This window comes from Burkholderia sp. Tr-20390, assembly GCF_017104595.1.
GTDB lineage: Bacteria > Pseudomonadota > Gammaproteobacteria > Burkholderiales > Burkholderiaceae > Burkholderia.
On record NZ_JAAGPC010000107.1, the window covers coordinates 1 to 19128 of the forward strand.

The following is a 19128-nucleotide window of genomic DNA, read 5'->3' on the forward strand; positions in this document are numbered from 1 at the left end:
ACCAGGACCCCGCCCCTCCACCTCACGGCACCGGCGCTCCCCTGCCGCCCGGGCGCGCGCCCCACCCCTGCGCCGCGCGCGCCGGGCGCGCCGGGCACGCTGGCGCACGCGGCTCGCGGAGCCGGCGGCACTGCGCACGGTTCGCACGTCGTTGTTCGGACACATGCCGGGCTGGTTTCCGCCGCATGTGCCGACCGGCCCGTGGCGGCCCGTGGACGTGCTCGATCCGGCCGACGGGCCCGTTCTCGTCGATTGCGACCTGCGCGCGCGCATCGAAGGCGACACGGGCTGGCTCGACGCGGAACTGACGTTCGCCGCGCCGCTGCCCGACGCGCTCGCCGCACGGCTGTCGTGCGGCAAACACCACGCCACGCTCGAACGGGCCGGCCCCGACCGCCTGCGCGCCAGCGTCGCGGTGCCCAACGTGTGCCGCTGGTGGCCGCATACGCACGGCGAGCCGGTGCTCTACGACGTCGCACTGCATCTCGGCGACGCGTTGCGACCGCTCGGTGCGACGGGTTTCCGCACGATCGAAGTCGACGCCGGCGCCGACGGCAAGGGCTTCGGGCTGCGCATCAACGGCGTGCCCGTGTTCGCGCGCGGCGCGTGCTGGAGCAGCGCCGCGCCGCTCGCGCTGCACGCGGACGACGCCACCTACGCCCGCCTGCTCGGGCTCGCGCGCGACGCCGGCTTCAACATGATCCGCGTCGGCGGCACCATGACCTACGAGGCCGATGCCTTTCACGCGTGGTGCGACCGGCTCGGGCTGCTGGTCTGGCAGGATTTCATGTTCGCGAACTTCGACTATGCGCTCGACGATCCCGGATTCGCGGACAACGTCGATCGCGAAGCCCGGCAGTTCCTGTCGCGTCACAGCGCATCGCCGTCGCTCGCCGTCCTGTGCGGCGGCAGCGAGATCGCACAGCAGGCCGCGATGTCCGGGCTCGGGCCGAAGCAGCGCTTCCTCGAGCTGACCGCCGACCGGCTGGCCGGCCACGCGGCCGCATGCCGACCGGACGTCCCGTACGTGCCCGATTCGCCCGACGGCGGCGTGCTGCCGTTCGCCCCGCGCGAACGCGTGTCGCACTACTACGGCGTCGGCGCGTACCTGCGCCCGCTCGACGACGCGCGCCGCGCGGACGTGCGCTTCGCGAGCGAATGCCTCGCATTCTCGAACGTGCCGTGTGACGCGACGCTCGCCGAGCTCGGCTGGCCCGGCGCGCACGAGCCGCGCTGGAAGGCAGCCGTGCCGCGCGACCCCGGCACGTCGTGGGATTTCGAGGACATTCGCGACCACTATCTGCAAACGCTCTACGACGTCGTGCCCGACCGGCTGCGGCGCGAGGATCCGGCGCGCTACTTCGAGCTGTCGCGCGCGGTGATCGCGGACCTGATGCGCGAAACGTTTTCCGAATGGCGGCGCACCGGCTCGCGCTGCGCCGGCGCGCTCGTCTGGCAGTTCCAGGATGTGATGCCGGGCGCCGGCTGGGGGCTGATCGACGCCGCGCACCGGCCGAAATCGGCGTGGCATGCATTGCGCCAGGTCCTGCAGCCCGTGCAGGTGCTGCTGGTCGACGAAGGCTTGAACGGGCTCGACGTGCATGTCGTCAACGAGCGCCCCGCGCCGCTGTCGGCCGCGCTCGAGCTGGTCGCGCTGCGCGACGGCCGCACGCCGGTCGCGCGGGCCGGCTGCCCGGTGCGGATCGCCGCGCACGACACGGTGCGGATCGGCTCGGCCGAGCTGCTCGGCCGGTTCTTCGACTGGACCTACGCGTACCGGTTCGGGCCCTGCGAGCACGACACCGTCGTCGCGACGCTACGCACCGACGACGGCACGCTGCTGTCGCAGGCCTTCCATTTCCCGTCCCGCACGCATCCGGCCGTGCTGGCGCGTCGTGAACTCGGGCTGGAAGCGTGCGTGTCGCGCACCGGTGACACGTGGCACGTCGATATCGATACACGGCACGTCGCGCGTCATGTGCAGATCGATGCGCCGGGCTACGTGCCCCGCGACGACTGGTTCCATCTCGCGCCCGGCACGCCGGCGCGCGTCGCGCTCGTTCCGCTTGAAATGATCGAAAAGCATGGCACCACGGCCGACGTGCCGCCGACCGTGGAAATCCGGGCCGTGAACGCCGCGCGCACGGTGCGCGCCACGCAGGCCGGTTGACGCAACGCTCGCGGCTGTCGGCAGCCGCGCGCGTCGCCTGTCGAATCTCAGTCGGACGAGCCCGTGCCGCGCGGCCGCTCGATCCCGTATGCCTCCATCCAGCGATACAGCGTCGCGCGCGACACACCGAGCTCGCGGGCCGACGCCGCGACACGCCCGCGCGTGCGCAGCAGGGCGGTTTCGATCGCCTCGCGCTCGATCGACTTGCGGATGTCGGCCACCGACGGTGACGCCGCATCGAGACAGTATTCGAGCTCGAGATCCTGCGCGGTAATCAGGCGCCCTTCCGTCATCACGACTGCGCGGCGCACGCGGTTGATCAGCTCGCGGACATTGCCCGGCCAGTCGTGCTTGTAGAGCGCCGTAATCGCGTCCGTCGAGAAGCCGCGCACGCGATGGCGCGCGTCGCCGCGAAAGCGTTCGAGCATGTGGTGCGCGAGCAGCTCGATGTCCTTGCCGCGCGCACGCAGCGGCGGCTGGTCGATGCGCATCACGCACAGACGGTGGAACAGGTCAGGCCGGAAGCGCCCCTCTTCCATCGCGTCGCGCAGGTCGACGTGCGTCGCCGACACGATCCGGACATCGACCGGCACCGGATCGCTGCCGCCCAGGCGATGAATCGCGCGTTCCTGCAGAAAACGCAGCAGGCTCGCCTGGCTCTCGTGCGGCAGGTCGCCGATCTCGTCGAGCAGCAGCGTGCCGCCGTTCGCCGCTTCGACGTAGCCGATCTTGCGCGCATTCGCACCGGTAAAGGCGCCGCGCTCATAACCGAACAGTTCGGATTGCAGCAGATGCGGGGGAATGGCGCCGCAGTTGACCGCAACGAACGGGCCGTTGCGGCGCTCCGAATGGCGATGGATCGCGACGGCTGTCAACTCCTTGCCGGTGCCCGTTTCGCCGAACACGAACACCGGTGCGTCCGTACGCGCGAAGCGCCGCACCGTATCGAACAGCCGCAGCATCGCACTGCAGGTGCCGACGATGCCCTTTTCCTCCGATTCGAGCCGTTCGCGGTCGCGCGCGAACAGGCATTCCATGCCGTACGCGTGGCCGACGGTATCGGCGATCCGCTGGTGCGACGCGGGCAACGTGACGTAATCGAAGCAATAGTCACGCAACAGCGCCCGCACGTTCGGCGAAGCAGTCTGGCCGACGTCCACGAGTGCGACCCAGACGACGTCGCGCATCGACGCGCAGGTCGACGCGATGCTGCCGATCGCATCGGCATGGCCGCCGCTCAGGTCGAGGATGCCGCAGGTGATTTCGCCGGACGTATCACGCAGCTCGCTCGCCTGCGCGACGATCGACACTTTCCAGTCGCGCCGCGCCAGCTCCTTTCGCAGCATGACGGACGGCGACTGCGTCCAGTAAATCAGCGGACGCTGCCCGTTACCACTCCCCGCGTCGGCGCTCTTATCGCGCGTTATTGGCATATTCATAACGAACCATCACTTTCTCCACTCCGCGAACCGTTCGCGTGCGCTGCGGCCGGCGGCGCATGGCCACCTTTCCGCGCTGCGTTTCCGCAGCCTTGGCGAAGATCGAAACTGCACACGGCGAGAACCCCCGGAGGTCGAACCGGATGTCATCCGGCCTCGTTGTCATCGAACTCGAAGGAAACGCGCGGCTGCGGGAGCCGCGACGTTCCCGCTTTGACGCGACCCGCCGGCAGGCGGGGCACGTCGACAAACGGAGCATCCGTCCGCATGTGCGTCGCGTCGTACACGACGATCGCGGCCGATGCTGAACCGGATGGCGGCCAAACCACAAGCGGAATGGCCGTCGCACTTCATCCGTTCGTGAATCTACACCTCGTTTCGAGATGGTCTTGTTACCAAAAGATAATCCTGAATCAGCCGGTTACGCAGCCGGTCGCCCCGCGCGACCCGCCTTTGGCTACTGAGATTTGATTCTCTCTCAACATTCGCGTCAATCAGTGCCAAATACTACATTTCCGCCAGATAGACCCCGTCGATTGCGCGTGATTTTCACCGAAATCCTTTAAAAAGACCGGCACCGCACGCCACCTGCCGCATAATCGCGCGCGCGGCCGGCCGGCTGCGCCGTCCCGGCACGGTGCACGGGCCGCCCGACGGTTACACTCCGTAATCAACCGGTGCGATCGCCGCTCAGGTTCGCAGCGCCGCCTCGCCCTCCCGGACCGGCTGGTCGCCCATGCCGTCCTCGATCGACGCATCGTCGTGCGGCGTGAAACCGACGGGACCGGTGGGACCGGCCATCTCCTCCTGCAACGCAGCATAGCCATTCATCACGAAGCGCGTGAGCTCGTCCCGAAAGCGCGCCGAGCTGAAGCACTCGGCATTCGCGCGGCACGCACGCGGATCGATCGCCCCGCGCGGCAGCGCCTCGAATCGGGCAAGCGCATCGACCAGTGCGTCGACCGTCTGCGCGCGGTAGAACAGTCCCGTCGCGCCGGTGCCGGGCCACGCGCGCACCGACTCGCGCACGCCGCCCTTCCCGTACGCGATCACGGGCGTGCCGCATGCCTGCGCCTCGACCGGCGAAATGCCGAAGTCCTCTTCCGCGGCGAACACGAATGCGCGTGCACGCTGCAGGTGGTCGTGCAGCACGTCGAACGGCTGGTAACCGAGCAGCGTGACGTTCGGCCCGGCCAGCGCGCGGATCTTCGCCATCTCCGGCCCGTCACCGATCACGACGAGGCGGCGTTCCGGCGTACGCGAGAACGCGTCGACGATCAGGTCGATCCGCTTGTACGGCACGAGCCGCGACGCGGTCAGGTAGAACGCCTCCTTGTCCGGGCGCAGCGACAGGTGGTCGACGTCGACCGGCGGATAGATCACGGTCGCATCGCGCCGGTAGGTCTTGCGGATACGGCGCGCGATGAAATGCGAATTGGCGGCCACGCGATCGACGCCGTTCGCCGACCGCGCATCCCAGTTGCGGATGTAATGCAGCAACGCGCGAGCGATGGCCGATTTTGGCCCGCGTGCGAGGCCGGCCTCGTTCAGGTACTGGTGCTGCAGGTCCCACGCATAGCGCACCGGCGAATGCACGTAGCTGGCGTGGAACTGGTCCGGGCCGCTGAGCACGCCCTTCGCCACCGCATACGAGCTCGACAGCACGACATCGTACGCCGACAGGTCGAACTGTTCGATGGCCAGCGGGAACAACGGCAGGTAGCTGCGGTAGCGCGTGCGCGCGAACGGCAGCTTCTGGATGAAGGACGTGCGCACCGCGTGGCCGCGCAGGCAGTCCCGATCCTCGAGGAAATCGACGAGGCTGTAGACATCGGCCTGCGGAAAGCAGTCGATCATGTGCGCCAGCACGCGTTCGGCGCCACCAGGCACGACCAGCCAGTCGTGGACGATTGCAATCTTCAAATGCCGCTCCCGATTCTCCATTGACGTTCGATAACGGTGAACCGCGCAACGCGGCCGCCATGCCATGGCAATTATCGGAAAGCACCGGCACCGCCGATGTGTGCTAGCGGACACTACGGCGCTGTCGGCACACGACGCCTCGCTCGCTCGAACCCCGGCATGGGTAAGCTTTCGAACAGACCGGCGCGCGCCGCATCCGCATCATGATCATCGCCGCTTCTCACGGGACGACCGTATTCGTGCGACTCGGCGTGCTGAAGGTTTCACACGAGGACCGCATCATGGAATGGCATTGTTGTGAATTCGAACATCTGAGCGCCGTCGATCTCTATGCAATCCTGCGCGCACGCAACACCGTGCTGGTCGTCGAGGATGCGCATACCCATCTAGACATCGACGGCAAGGACGCGGGCGCATTGCACGTCTACGCCACCGTGCGCAACGGCGACGTGGCGGAAGTCGCGGCCTACGCACGGCTCCTGCCCGGCGACGACATCGATCCGGACGTCGTGATCGACAAGGTACTGACGAGCGAAGCGTGCCGCGACGGCGATACGCTCGAACACCTGCTCGAACGTGCACTGACCGCCGCACTGGCCGCATGGCCGGACGCCGCGCTGCGCATGCACGTTCCCGCGCCGCGCCAGGCGTTCTACAAACGCTTCGGATTCCGCAAGGCATACGGGCCGTATCTCGAACAGGGTGCGCCGTTCGTCGGCATGATCCGGCCGGCCGACCGCACCGCCGGCGCACTGCGCCAGCTGCTGTCCCGGACCGTTTCGACGACCCGGACCAGGAACGAAGACGCGCGTGCCGACGCACGCGTACACAACCGGCTGCCCGCCGATACCGGAGCCAACCGATGACACCCACCCTACGCCCGGTTCCCGCACCCGACCTTCCACGCATCCTGCCGGTCATCCTCGCCGGAGGTTCCGGCACGCGCCTCTGGCCGCTGTCGCGCGAACAGTTTCCGAAGCAGCTGATCGAGCTGACCTCGAACGAATCGCCGCTGTCCGCGACGGCGCGTCGCCTGAACGGCATCGCGAACGCGGTGCTGGGCGACACGCTGTTGCTGGTGTGCGGCGAACAGCATCGCATCATGAGCGCCGCGCAAGTGGTCGACCGTGCGGCGCCCGCCCGAATCCTGCTCGAACCCGCCGCGCGCAATACGGCACCGGCGCTCACGCTTGCCGCGCTCGACGCCTGCGAACTCGAGGACGACCCCGTGCTCGCGGTGATGCCGGCCGATCACGTGATCGCCGATGTCGGCGCGTTCCAGGATGCGATCGCGCGCGCGGCACGTTACGCGCAGGAAGGCGCGATCGTCACGCTCGGTGTGCTGCCGCGCCGTGCGGAAACGGGCTACGGCTATATCCGGGTCGGCGAGCCGCGGACGAGCCGCCACGGCGGCCAAGGCGGTTATTCGATCGGACGCTTCGTCGAGAAACCCGACGCGGCGCTCGCCGAGCGCTACCTGCAGTCGGGCGACTACTGGTGGAACAGCGGCATTTTCGTCACGCGCGCATCGGTCTGGCTGAAGGCGATTCACGCTCTGGCGCCCGAGATCCATGCGGCCTGCGAGTCGGCATGGCGCGCGGGCGTCGCCGACGATCCGTTCTTCCGGATCGACGCCGCAGCCTTCGACGCGTGCCCGTCCGACTCGATCGACTACGCGGTCATGGAACGCCTGGCCGACAGCAGCGAACTCGGCATCGAAGGCATCGTGGTGCCGCTCTCGGCCGGCTGGTCGGATGTCGGCACGTGGGACGCGATCTGGGAAATCATGCCGAAGGACGACGACGGCAACGTCGCCCGCGGCCCGATCGTGTTCGAGGACACGCAGGACAGCCTCGTGCGTTCGGAGGGCCGTCTCATCGCGTGCGTCGGGATGAAGGATGTCGTCGTGATCGAAACGCCCGACGCGGTACTCGTCGCGAACAAGCACGACGTGCAGCGCGTGAAGAACATCGTCGCGCGCCTGAAGAGCGACCGGCGCCCGCAGGCGAGCGAACACCGCAAGGTGCAGCGTCCGTGGGGGCATTACGATTCGATCGATCTCGGCGAGCGGTTCCAGGTGAAACGGATCGTTGTCGAACCGGGCAAGCGTCTGTCGCTGCAGATGCACTATCACCGCGCCGAGCACTGGATCGTCGTGCGCGGCACCGCGAAGGTGACGCGCGGCAACGAGACCTTTCTGCTCAGCGAGAACGAGTCGACGTATATCGCCGTCGGCGAAGTCCATCGCCTCGAGAATCCCGGCCGCATTCCGCTCGAGATCATCGAAGTGCAATCGGGCAACTATCTCGGCGAAGACGATATCGTGCGCTTCGACGACCAGTACGGGCGCCCGGTCGTCGACACGCTGCCGGAAACGCACGCGGTGCCGCTCACTGCACAGGAACCGCACGTGCCCGTGGTCGAGGGAGACGTCGTGCGGTAATCGCGTGCCGCGCACGCCGGCGCGTGCATCGATTCGTCAGTCGATGCCGCGCTGCGGCGGGCGCGCCTGCCTGAGCGCCTCGCGCACTTGCGGCAACGCCGACGTGTCAGCTCCGACCGTGTCGATCGGCGCCGGCTGCGCGACCTGCGCCGTGCACGGCGCGGCCTTCGCGCCACCCGAAGGACAGCCTCCGCCCCCACCCACCTGCACCGGCATCCCGCCGATCGCGGACAGCCGGTTATCCGCGATCCGGTACTGCGACACGTTTCCCCATACGCGAATGCCGGCAAACCGCGCGCGCGACACGCGGTTGCCGATCACGACCACGCGCGTCACCGAGCCCGACCACGTACTGACGTCGATCGCGGCCTGTTGTGTCAGCGGGCGCGGATCGGTCCGGCCGGCCGCGGTCTGGATCGACGACACCACGTTGTTCTCGACCCGGACGTCGGACGCGCCGTAGGTTCGGTAACTGTCTTCCTGCGCGACGAGGATGCCCGCGCTGACCTGCACGTCGCGCACGATGTTGTTCGAGATCGTCACGTCCGTGCCGCCGACCACCGTGATTCCGCGCCCCCATGCGTTGCCTTCGAGCGAGTTGCCGGTAATCAGCACGTTGCGGCTCACCACCCCGTCGGCCAGGTAGCTCACCACGGCAATCATGTCGTCGCCGGTACCGCGCACGACATTGCCGTGAACCAGCACATTGCGTGCGCCATGCGTCATGTGAATGCCATCGGCGAGCGTCGAGTGAACCTGATTGCCGACGATCGCGACGTCGGATCCGCCAAACACGAAGATGCCCGCACTGGCACCGCCGTCGATGACGTTGTCGAGCACTTGCACGTCGTGCCCCGTCACCTCGACCTTGGTCGACTCCGGCGTGTCGAGACGTGTCGCGCCGGTTCCCTTGAGATGAAACCCGACGAGCGTCGTCCCGTCGCCCCGCATCTCGATCGTCTGATTGCCGGGAACGGTCGCCATCAGCGTTGCGCCGAAACCCGACAGCACGACATGCCGCTGCCGCACGACCAACGAACGACCGACGACATAGCGTCCGGGCATGAATACCAACCGCTGGCCCGGCTGCAGCCGGTCCAGCGCGCGTTGCAGCGCATCAGCCTGATCGGCTGCATCCGGGGCGGGATGAACGTACGCATCCGGTATGTCGGCATGAATCGCAACCGGTGCGGGTGCGCCGGATACGGCCTCGACGAACCCCGGCCACACCAGCCCGGCAGCCATCATCACGCCGGATATGGCGGTGCATACGCGAGACAGGCATTGCGATCCGTGCATATCGAATCAGCCGGTCGCATCACCCGATGCGAACACACGACTACCCCGACGCGACGTGAGCGTACGCGCAAGCTTCACGAACGGCGCTTCGCACAGTCGGTAGCCGGCCCACGACAATGGAATCAAAGGCACCATCGGGACGATCATGTAAAGACCAAGCGGCCATCCTGTGATGTGGAAACGCTGACACAACCAGAACGCCACGAACAGCGGAAGACTGTGCAACAGGTAGATCGAGTAACTGATCTTGCCGATCCATGACAGCAGACGGATACGAAGCCTCAGCAAGGTTGCCAGTATCGCGAAGGTCGCGACGCCGATCATGTAAGCGAGCGAAATAGGAAGATGGAACGCGTTGTGGTGTCGCCAATCCTCGATGGCCCCCGCCAGCGCAATGCCGACGACCGGTATCGTCACGCAGGCGACCGCCGATCGGTAAGTCAACGATAGTCGCGACAGCACACCGCTTCCGGCCAATCGGACCCGCAGCACCTGCGAAGGATTGTCATAGGCCACGCGAAAGCAGGCGCCCCAGAACATGATGCCGAGATGATACGGCATGGTCTTGTACTGACTGAGCAGGTCGGCCGGGAAGAGCTGCAACTTGAGCGTCAACACAAACAGTCCGCATAGCCCGATCGTGACGAGGCACAAATGGAGCATCCGGTGAAGCGCCCCGCACCAGAACAGGATCAGGCACACCCCGTAGAAATACAGCTCCGTTTCCAGCGTCCAGCCATGAGGCAGGATCAGGCTTTCCCCAAACGCCACCGGAATCATGGTCACGTTTGCCAGCAAGCCATGGACGTCCATGCTCTTGTCGAACAAATACCAGTGAACGAAATACCCGGCAGGAAGCGCCAGCCAATAGGCGGGATACAGTCGAAAGAATCGTCGAATGAGGAACCGCTTCGTGCCCGCGCCGATCTCGCCGTGCAGGCTGGTTGGAATCAGCATGCCGCTGATCGCGAAGAAAAGGACGACCCCGATTCTTCCGAAATTCACGGAGCGTTGCAGGGTGTCAAGCACGTACTGTGAGCCGGCAAGGGGAACGAACCGTTCAGCATAGTGCGTCCAGATGACGAGGATCACCGCAACGGCACGCATCGCGTCGATATGGTCAAACCGCTCCGAATGATTCGCTTTTGACATGACGGGCTTGGTGATGATTCAAGACATAAGGCTGCTCGCCTACACGACCGGAAACGCCGTTTCCGACATTGACGAAGCAGACAGAGACGCATTGCGCAGGCTCGCAAACGAGCGATAGCCGAGCGTGCGTCGACAACCTTCTCGCGGCCACACCGGCGAACGACGACAACACGAGCTTGACGAAAGGTCTCGGGATAACCTGGCGCGGTTCATTGGAGGTCCGAATGCTTCGCATCGACCCAATACCACCAGGCGAGCGCGAGAAGCGCATAAAAAACCGTACGCGAGCCGAACATCATCCAGTATTCGCCTTGCTGGACGGCGAAGGTCGCATATGAAAAGACCTTCGCCATCAGCCACAGCATCACGACCCCGCCGCGCATCGCCACCACGATCTGCAGTGCCCCGAGCGCGCCGTACACCAGGCCGGTCATCGCGACAAAGAGCGCGCCCCCGGCGTAGCCGAACCAGTACACGGGCACGGCCATGTTCCCCATCGTGAAGGTGACGTCATCGAACATGTACGCCCGGAGAACGCTCGGTTCGGTGTACGACTTCATCAAGTCACGCAAGCCGCTCGGTTCGGATTCGTCGAAAAACGTCGGCATGGTCCAGGAACCGAGCGAGTTCACGAAACGCCAGAAGGCATCCGTGCCACCGAGCCTGGGTGCCGTGAACAGCTGGGCATCGTTGTCGACCACGTACCACGGCTGGCCCTGCAGCAGGAAGCGCGAAGAGAGCATATCGGCCACTTCAAGCCCCTGCCCCCTGTACGAGTAGACGATGGAGACGGCGCCAAGCAGTAGCGCCAGGCCCGCACCGATGCCCAGATAGCGAACAACCGGCTTGCCGTTCATCGCGTGAATCGAAATGAACGGGGCAAGCGAGCACAGCCCGATGTGCAGCACTGCCATGAATTGCTCGCCATGCATCACATTGAGCGCCAGGTCGACCGCCATCGTCAGGATCGCCGCCACCCGGATGCGCTTGTCGGGGCTGGTGGCGATGGTGCCCAGCAGAAAGCCCATGAACGACTGATTGTTCAGGAACAGGTTGAACATCATCCCGTTCGATGAATCATTCCGCAGCGCATATCGATTGATGCCGGAAAACAACGAGAACCCTGACGTCAGACCGGCGATCACGCCGATCGCGATAATCGTGGCCGCGAGCCCGAATCCCATCGCGATGCTGACCGGTTGCAAGGTGATCCGCGCCTTGATCGACGCTCGGACCGGGCGCTCGTCGAGAAATCGACTGAAGGCAACGAGCGCACAGACGACAAAAATCAGGTAGAACGACAGGAGCCGGCTGAACGCCCCGGTCGCGTCACCGATGACATCGGTTTCCGTCAGGTAGCCACCGTCCTCCAATCCCACGCCTGCCAGGAATGCGGTCATGCCGATCGCCAGCACGTAAAGCATCGACACGGCAAACACCGGACGCGACCTGACCAGGCCGACGAGACCCAGGGTTGCCAACAGCAACGTGCACAACGCGCTCGACTTCGCCATTCCGAGCGCCGGCATCACCGCGTTGAACAGCAACGCCAGCGTGAATAGCGTCAATACGATCACGCCGGTGGCGGATACGAAGCCGCCGTTGCCTCCCAGTGTTCCTGTCACCTTACCCATCGTGCCGCAACCCGAAATTCGTTCCTTCCTTCACGCACCTGCACCATGCAGCTGCGAGCCGATCGCAGGAGATCGGGGACATGGCGTACGGCATCCGGGAACGCATGGTCGCCCCGGGCACGACGAACGGCATGGCTCGCGCCGTATCCGCATCGACCTGACGTTTCAATCCCATCCCGATGACTCATTTGCCACGCTCCGCGCCAATCCATATCACGCAGCGTTTCTGAGCAGTTCCTTTCTTACTCGCGCCCATGCCCTGAACAAAAAGGTATCGGACGGGACAGGGCGAGGACTGGCCTGCGTCCGGGTGTCCGTCGCCTGTCGACGAGCGTTCGCGTAATAGCCGTGGCGGAACGGCGAAGGCTCGAAGCCGTTGAACACCATGCCATCCACATCCAAGCCGAACTTCTTCAGGTTCTCGATCGCCTCCTCCACGCCGGCGTAGCTGACCGAACCTTGCCGCACCACCATCAACGTGAGGTCGGCGAACCTCGACAACATGGCGACGTTTGCGGCCGGATGGGCCAATGGCGCATCCACGATGATCATGTCGTATATGCCCCGCAGCGAAGCGAACAGCGCCTCCACCTTGTCGGCGGCGTACAGGTTCCGCAATGGCTTGCCCCCCGTTCCGGCAGGCAGCACGTCAAGATTGTCATGAACGCGAGAGATCGCCTTCTTGAGATCGAGCGAGCCTTTCAGCACATCCGCCAAACACTTCTCGACTTTCACCGGCACGCATCGCTCCATGCTCGCCTGGCCTGCATCGGCACGCACCAGCAAGGTCTTGAGGCCGCTATCCGCGGACACACTGGCGAGATTGGCAGAGATCATCGATTTGCCCTGCCCCGGCTCGGGCGACGTAATCAGAACGGTCCTTGCTTGGCCTTGCCCGGTGGTCGTCTTGCAATGCAACAGCGACGCGAGATCTGCGATTGCTTCGGCGAACGGCGCGTCAGGGTGCTCCCTCACGGCCATGAAAGCCGACCTGCCGTTCGAGTCCGCCTCGATCTGTTGAGGCGATGACGGGAGTACGCCAAGCATCGGGACACCCACCATCGATTCCAGATGCTTCGGATCACGAACACGCCTGGCGAGCAACGCATAGCCCTGTGCCACGGCAACGCCCAGTATCAGTCCGACCACCGCGCCCAGCACGATCACGAGCATTCGCTTCGGCCGAATCGGCTTGTCGCTCACATCGGCCTTGTCGATGATCGACGCATTGCCGACCGTGCCTGCTTTCGCAATCTGCAACTGCTGCGTATTGTTCAGCAAGCCGACATATAGCTGGTTATTGACTTCGACGTCTCGCGCCAAACGCAAATAGGTCTGCTGCTGCGACGGCAAATGCGCCACCTTGCTTTTCAATTCGGCCGACTGCTGATCGAGCGTCTTCAGCTTGTTGACGACGGCAGCGATCTGGGGCTGTCCGGCAACATACTTGGACGACAAGTCCTGATACTCGAGCTTGGCTTCGAGCCGCGCCTTGTCGACAAGCGCCAATTGGTCAATGAGCAGCCTGACATCGCCTTGCGAATCGATCGACCCCTGCGCGTTGCGGAACGTGTTCAGCGCCTGCTCCGCCTGCTCCAGCCGCGCCTTCACGGCAGGCAGTTGCGCGTCGAGGAATGCCTGGCTGCGCTCGGCATCCTCTGAACGCCGTTTCGCGTTGACATCCAGATAAGCCGTGGCAATCGCGTTGAGCAGTCGCGCGGCAAACACCGGATCGGGATCCTCGAGATTGAGCTGCATGATGCCCGACTGGCGTTTCGTTTCCGCCCCGGTCAACTTGGTCAGGATGGCGTCGAGTCGCACGGACGTGGCAACCCGCCGCACACGGAACTCCGTACCGGCGCGCGCCACGATCCGCGACACCTCCACGCGATATCCGTTACCTTCGCTCGGCGTGCCGATTACGCCCTTCAACACCTCGCGACCATCGCTGTCCTTCAACACGAACCGGTCGCCGTCGAGATAATCGAACTCCAGCTTTTTGCCAAGCTGTGCATCCGGGACGTCGAACCTGGTGAATTCGACTCGTTCACCGCCCCACGCCCAGAACGGGGTATTGAACAACGGAATGACGAGGCCATTCGCATCTTTCGACAGGATCGAACCCAGCAAACCCGCGACGAGCGGAACTCGATTACTGACTGAAACTTCCGCCTGCGCGGCGGTTGCCTCGATCGCCTGGGTGACAACCGTGCGCGAGCGGGCGATATCGATTTCGCCGACTACGGCAGAATTCTGAATATCCAGTGCATTCGAAATCTCGGAAAGCGAACCCAGCGCGCTATGCTTGTTTTCCTGGACCTGTATCAGCGTGTCAACAGAGTAAATCGGCGTCGCCGAAATGGCATATAGAAATGCCAGCAGCAGACACCCCAGAAAAACGGAAATAAACGCTCGTCGATAATAAAATAAATTTTCGAGCAATTCGGCCAGTGTAAAGCGGGACGCGTCGCGAGAAATATTTCCCGCTCCGTCCCGGTACTCATTAGGCGAAGGTCGATCCAATGCCATGCAAAAACTCCCAAATTGCCACCTTGCCAGGCTTCACGCGGCGGCGCGTGCGCTCGGCCATGCGTGCCGCGCGACGCGTACCAGGTCGCGCCGTCCCGGGCGCCTGCCCTGCTGCCGACCGCAGATCGGCAAAAAGTACGTCACTGAACCGTTGCCGCAGGAACACCAATGATTCTGTTTGTCCCGGCCACTATGCGGTAAATGCCCGGCGCGCTAAGTGCGATGGCTTACATTAATAAGCACTGGCGGTGCGAATCACTGGGTTGCCTACCTGTCTCGTGCTATGTTGAGTACGCGTTGTTTCCGCTTCCGGCAACCCGTGACAATACTGTGGCTTGATGGCGCGATCAGGCATATGGCGTGAGCACGTCTTTTCACATCATTCATCGCGCCACCCCGTTTTGACGATTTTTATCAAAAAAGCGGCACAGAACCATCGCTATCGGGGTGTCGAGATGAAAAAACTTCTGATCTGGAAGGCACGGCGAGTATCAAATTTATTTAAATTGTTTCTAAATACAGGACTATCCGGCCAGCCGATCGGCCGGCTTACCATGTTGAATGACGATATGAACACCCCCCTGCTATTCGATGCGCTCGCGCTGAAACAGAACGACCCTGCGGTGCGTCGAATGCGCGCCGCGCTCTCCCTGGCGCTGTCCACCCTGCTTTCGGCGTGTGCGTTTGCACCCGGCCAGCACATGGCAGAGCCGGCCGCACTGCCGGTCACGACCGCCGACAATGGCGACGTGACCAGTGACATGAAGGTCGCGGTCAAGCAGATCGACCTGACGCTGATCAACCAGATTCACACGGAACAGAAGCACCGTACCGCGTGGTCGATTCCGGGCAATCTGCTCGGCAAGCCGAGTGCCTACAAGCTTGGCCCGGGTGACGTGCTGCAAATCACGGTGTGGGATCACCCCGAATTCGCCGCCGCTGTCGGCCAGCCGACGCAGAACACGAAGCCCTCCGACGCAGCGCCAGGTTTCGTCGTCGATAGCGACGGCAACGTGCAGTTTCCCTACGTGACGCGACCGATCCATGCGGCCGGAAAGACCGCGGCGCAAGTCCAGCGGGAACTCGATGCCGAGCTCAGGAAGGTGTTCATCAAACCACAAGTGACCGTTCGCGTGGCATCGTTCCGTGCCGAGCAAGTGTATGTGGACGGCGAAGTACGCGCCCCCGGCTCGCAGACGATCAACGACATTCCGATGACACTGGTCGAAGCGGTCAATCGCGCAGGCGGCTTTGCGCCGACCGCGGATCAGAGTCGCGTGACGGTCACGCGCAACGGCGAGATCTATCCGGTGAATGTCGCGCAGATGATGAAGACCGGCAAAAGCCCCGCCACCATCATGCTGCAGCCCGGCGACCTGTTGCATGTGGGTGCTCGCGACGACAATCCCGTCTATGTCATGGGTGAAGTGAACAAGCCGCTGGCCGTGCCGCCGCTGCGCGATGGCTCGCTCACGTTGAGTGCGGCGCTTTCGGAGGCCGGGCAACTCAACCAGCAAACGTCGAACGCCCAGCAGGTTTTCGTGCTTCGCAAGGCCGCCGACAGCGAGCCGGTCATCTTTCACCTTGATCTGAAGTCGCCCGTCTCGATGCTGCTCGCGAATCAGTTTCCGCTCGCGTCGAAGGATATCGTGTATGTCGACAACACCGGCCTGGTGCGCGCGAGCCGCGTGCTGAACCTGTTGCTGCCGGCGATCAGTGCGGGGTTGACCGGGGCGCTCGTCACCAAGTAATCGGGATGTCGACAGGACGGCTACGGCGACGCCTGTCGACTCGCATCGCACCATGGCAGCCGTGCGGACAGATGGCGAATCCAACGCATCACGCTGCCGTCGCCGCCGAGTCGACCGCGTGCGGATCGCATCAACCCGAACGCGCGGACAGATTGATCAGGCCGACCCGGTCGCGACAGAGAACATACGCGAGCGCGATAGCGACGGCCGATTCGGCGATCAATACCGCGATGGCCGCCCCGCGCTCCGCGAACAGCATGGCAAGCGGCGGCAGCAGTGTCACATTCAATACGCCGGAAGAGATCAGGATGACGCTGAAGGCGCGCTTCATGCCCATCGGCAACATGGTTTGAACGCCGAACAGATCGGTCATGCATGCCATGAACGGCACCAGCGCCAGACAACGCAGTACGCCGACCGTCGGCGCAAACGAGCTGCCGTACAGGATCCGGACGACGAACGGCGCGCAGGCGTAGATCGTTGCCGACATGGCCAGCACCAACGCGCCCTGCAGAACGATCAGCTTTCGCAAGAACGCGAACGCGTCGTCACGCGCGTGATGCATCAGGTACGTCACGTGCGGATAGGTTGCTGCTCTCAGCGGTTGAAGCAGACCGACTGCGGCCCGAATCAACTTGTCACCGGCGGCAAAATAGCCGGCGGCGACACTCCCCGAGACGATACTCAGCAGAACGGTATTGGTCGATGCGTAGAACGAGATCGACGTCGAGGCCAGAAATACCTGCGAGCCGCCTTTCAGGGCGGCTGCGATGTCGGCGAACCGCACGCGGACACTTTCGACCTCGCGACGGAAGAACAGGTACGCAAGCAGCGTTACCCCGCACAGCAACGGCACCGCAGCGTTGATGGCAACAGCGTGCAGGAGATCGTCCGGCGTGCGCACCCACATGAAGAAGGCCACGACACTGCATGCACGGTATACGACCACCGTGGCACTGTAGACGCTCAACTTCTGGATGCCCTGAAAGTACCAGCCCGGCGTAAGCGCGGCGCCCACCGCCATCCCGAACCCGATCAGCAGGGCCGTGCGTTCCGCCGCGAAATGCGGGATGAGCAGGGTCAGGACGACGAGTACGGCGAAGCCGGCGATCGTGATCGCCCATTGGGCGCAAACCGTTGCCCAGAAGATTCGGGATCGCTCCACCCTGCTGTCCGCCAGCGCGACGCGGGGCGTCGCTGTCAGGTCGAAGCTGTAATTGGCCAGGCTGATGAAATACGTTGTCACCGCCAGCACGAACGACAACCGTCCGTACTGCAGCGGGCCGAGCACGCGCGTCAGCAGGGGCAACGTGACGAGCGGCACGACGTACGTCGAGATTTGCAATGCGAACAACAAGGCAAAATTTTTTCGGACAGCGGTCATCGTGCTTTCTGGGCTGAGAGTAAACAGTGTGCCGCGGCTGTCAATGTGCCCACGTTCACGATACCTCCCTACCGATGCCGAGTACGGTGCGCAGCGACGACGCGTAGCGTTCGACCGAGTAACGCGACCAGTCGTAGTGACGATCGTCGCTATCGAGATGCGTGCGCAGTTCGGCGAGCGCGCGCGCGATGCCTTCCGGCGTGCTCCGGTAGAGAATCTTGTTGCCGATCTCGTCGCCAAAGGTCGACAGGCTTCCGATGTCGTGCACGAGCGCCGGCAGGCCGAGCATCGCTGCCTCGACGATCACGAGGGGGGCATTTTCCACCCAGATCGACGGCAACACGAGCGCATCGTGCCGGGGTAGCGCGGCGAACAACGTTGCATGATCGAGGCGCCCGGCGAAACGCAGCCGCCCCGACTCGACGAGTGTCGCGTGCCGTTTCTCCAGGTCGGCCCGCTCCGCTCCGTCGCCGTAGACGGTCAGCGACGCAATCGCATCGCCGGCCGCTTCGCTCATGAGCGCGAGAAACCGACCGAGCCCCTTGTCCGCGTCCACGCGACCGACGAACGCCAGATCGAGGCGATCGCCCCGGACGGGTTTGGGCGGATGGGGAATCAACGTCGAGTCGATCGGATTCGGCACCAGTGTCGCGCGCGTTCGGCCACACTGCGCAATGAGGTCGCGCATGAACGGACTCGGACAGAGAATCTCGTCGAACAGGCCAAGCGGATCGAAAAGCGCGTTGACTGCATGCCAGTGCAGCTTCTTCGCGACATCGTGAAGAACACCGCGCGGGCTCGCCGCAAGCGCGATGCGCCGGCCGCGATGCAGCTGGTCGATCGGCAACGGTTGCGCGCGTCCACCCGGATAGATCAACAGGCTCGGGTTGTAGAACAACAAATGATAATCGTGCGCGGTCATGAACAGACCACATCCCGAGTGCCGCTTGTAGCGAGCGAGCACGGGCAGAATCGCGCTCGACAGCAGGTTGTGGTAATTGTGCACGAGGATGCGTTGCGGGCGAAATCGCTCGAGCAGCGTGACGAGCGCACGCGCGGCGGCACGTGACCATGCGCGTGCGCGCCCGCTGCCGTCGACATCGGGCAATGCACGCTCGTCGAAGGTTTCGACCACGACGCCCTGGCAAGCACGAAGCACGTCGACGGACACCCGGTACACTTCCTCGCCCCCGCCTTTCCGAACGAAGTCGTTGATCACCAGCACATGCATCACGATCGACCTCGGTGGACGCCATGTCGCGCGTGCGATGCGACGTCATCGCCTGCATGGCCGGGCCCGACTTTCGCTCGCTCGTTTCGCGAACCGGCGTCATCCCGTGTCGCATGCGCAAGATCGTGCGTTACCCGCTGGCGGTGACGCCTGCCCCACTTTCGATGTGTCCG

General features: G+C 64.3%; 12 protein-coding genes. 4 read left to right on the plus strand and 8 right to left on the minus strand.

Going from position 1 to position 19128, the window contains the following annotated elements; translation table 11 throughout:
- The first annotated feature begins 67 nt into the window (after window positions 1-67).
- The gene (locus tag G3N98_RS25010) at window positions 68-2170 is read left to right on the plus strand and encodes a glycoside hydrolase family 2 protein (RefSeq protein ID WP_241026071.1); all 2103 of its coding nucleotides are present in this window, start codon (window positions 68-70) and stop codon (window positions 2168-2170) included.
- Between the two features lie 47 nt (window positions 2171-2217).
- Here the strand turns inward: G3N98_RS25010 and G3N98_RS25015 are convergent, their stop codons facing one another.
- Together G3N98_RS25015 and G3N98_RS25020 are read right to left on the minus strand one after the other, a co-directional pair.
- On the minus strand, window positions 2218-3609 hold the full coding sequence (locus tag G3N98_RS25015) for a sigma-54 dependent transcriptional regulator (protein ID WP_175238825.1): 1392 nt from the start codon (window positions 3607-3609) through the stop codon (window positions 2218-2220).
- Between the two features lie 690 nt (window positions 3610-4299).
- The gene (locus G3N98_RS25020; RefSeq protein ID WP_206149488.1) at window positions 4300-5532 is read right to left on the minus strand and encodes a glycosyltransferase family 4 protein; all 1233 of its coding nucleotides are present in this window, start codon (window positions 5530-5532) and stop codon (window positions 4300-4302) included.
- Window positions 5533-5735: 203 nt separating this feature from the next.
- Here G3N98_RS25020 and G3N98_RS25025 point away from each other — a divergent pair, with 203 nt between their 5' ends.
- Together G3N98_RS25025 and G3N98_RS25030 are read left to right on the plus strand one after the other, a co-directional pair.
- Window positions 5736-6398: a drug:proton antiporter gene (locus tag G3N98_RS25025; protein WP_089474715.1), complete on the plus strand. Its 663-nt coding sequence runs from the start codon at window positions 5736-5738 to the stop codon at window positions 6396-6398.
- On the plus strand, window positions 6395-7975 hold the full coding sequence (locus tag G3N98_RS25030) for a mannose-1-phosphate guanylyltransferase/mannose-6-phosphate isomerase (protein WP_089474714.1): 1581 nt from the start codon (window positions 6395-6397) through the stop codon (window positions 7973-7975). The genes G3N98_RS25025 and G3N98_RS25030 overlap by 4 nt, the downstream gene beginning before the upstream one ends.
- Window positions 7976-8011: 36 nt before the next feature.
- On the opposite strand, the gene G3N98_RS25035 is transcribed toward G3N98_RS25030, so the two are convergent.
- The 4 genes from G3N98_RS25035 to G3N98_RS25050 form a co-directional block, all read right to left on the minus strand.
- A complete protein-coding gene (locus G3N98_RS25035; protein ID WP_206149489.1) occupies window positions 8012-9274 on the minus strand; it encodes a right-handed parallel beta-helix repeat-containing protein in 1263 nt (420 codons plus the stop codon).
- A 6-nt stretch (window positions 9275-9280) separates the two neighbouring features.
- Complete coding sequence (locus tag G3N98_RS25040) at window positions 9281-10426, minus strand: acyltransferase (protein WP_175238829.1); 1146 nt, start codon at window positions 10424-10426, stop codon at window positions 9281-9283.
- A gap of 209 nt (window positions 10427-10635) precedes the next feature.
- Window positions 10636-12060 (minus strand): DUF6418 domain-containing protein, encoded by a 1425-nt coding sequence (locus G3N98_RS25045; RefSeq protein WP_206149490.1) that lies wholly within the window; start codon window positions 12058-12060, stop codon window positions 10636-10638.
- A 213-nt stretch (window positions 12061-12273) separates the two neighbouring features.
- On the minus strand, window positions 12274-14589 hold the full coding sequence (locus G3N98_RS25050) for a GNVR domain-containing protein (protein ID WP_206149491.1): 2316 nt from the start codon (window positions 14587-14589) through the stop codon (window positions 12274-12276).
- 569 nt (window positions 14590-15158) lie between these two features.
- Here G3N98_RS25050 and G3N98_RS25055 point away from each other — a divergent pair.
- Entirely contained in the window at window positions 15159-16340 is a 1182-nt protein-coding gene (locus tag G3N98_RS25055; RefSeq protein ID WP_089475646.1) for a polysaccharide biosynthesis/export family protein, read from the plus strand.
- A gap of 130 nt (window positions 16341-16470) precedes the next feature.
- Here G3N98_RS25055 and G3N98_RS25060 read toward each other — a convergent pair whose 3' ends face one another.
- A complete protein-coding gene (locus G3N98_RS25060; RefSeq protein WP_175238832.1) occupies window positions 16471-17724 on the minus strand; it encodes a flippase in 1254 nt (417 codons plus the stop codon).
- Window positions 17725-17779: 55 nt separating this feature from the next.
- The gene (locus tag G3N98_RS25065) at window positions 17780-18955 is read right to left on the minus strand and encodes a glycosyltransferase (protein WP_206149497.1); all 1176 of its coding nucleotides are present in this window, start codon (window positions 18953-18955) and stop codon (window positions 17780-17782) included.
- Between the last annotated feature and the right edge of the window lie 173 nt (window positions 18956-19128).

What these genes read in the sequence shown, in the direction of transcription:
- G3N98_RS25015 (WP_175238825.1), bottom strand. Translation starts at nt 3,609, where the DNA reads ATGAATATGCCAATAACGCGCGATAAGAGCGCCGACGCGGGGAGTGGT.
- G3N98_RS25025 (WP_089474715.1), top strand. Translation starts at nt 5,736, where the DNA reads ATGATCATCGCCGCTTCTCACGGGACGACCGTATTCGTGCGACTCGGC.
- G3N98_RS25030 (WP_089474714.1), top strand. Translation starts at nt 6,395, where the DNA reads ATGACACCCACCCTACGCCCGGTTCCCGCACCCGACCTTCCACGCATC.
- G3N98_RS25035 (WP_206149489.1), bottom strand. Translation starts at nt 9,274, where the DNA reads ATGCACGGATCGCAATGCCTGTCTCGCGTATGCACCGCCATATCCGGC.
- G3N98_RS25040 (WP_175238829.1), bottom strand. Translation starts at nt 10,426, where the DNA reads ATGTCAAAAGCGAATCATTCGGAGCGGTTTGACCATATCGACGCGATG.
- G3N98_RS25045 (WP_206149490.1), bottom strand. Translation starts at nt 12,060, where the DNA reads ATGGGTAAGGTGACAGGAACACTGGGAGGCAACGGCGGCTTCGTATCC.
- G3N98_RS25050 (WP_206149491.1), bottom strand. Translation starts at nt 14,589, where the DNA reads ATGGCATTGGATCGACCTTCGCCTAATGAGTACCGGGACGGAGCGGGA.
- G3N98_RS25055 (WP_089475646.1), top strand. Translation starts at nt 15,159, where the DNA reads ATGAACACCCCCCTGCTATTCGATGCGCTCGCGCTGAAACAGAACGAC.
- G3N98_RS25060 (WP_175238832.1), bottom strand. Translation starts at nt 17,724, where the DNA reads ATGACCGCTGTCCGAAAAAATTTTGCCTTGTTGTTCGCATTGCAAATC.
- G3N98_RS25065 (WP_206149497.1), bottom strand. Translation starts at nt 18,955, where the DNA reads ATGCATGTGCTGGTGATCAACGACTTCGTTCGGAAAGGCGGGGGCGAG.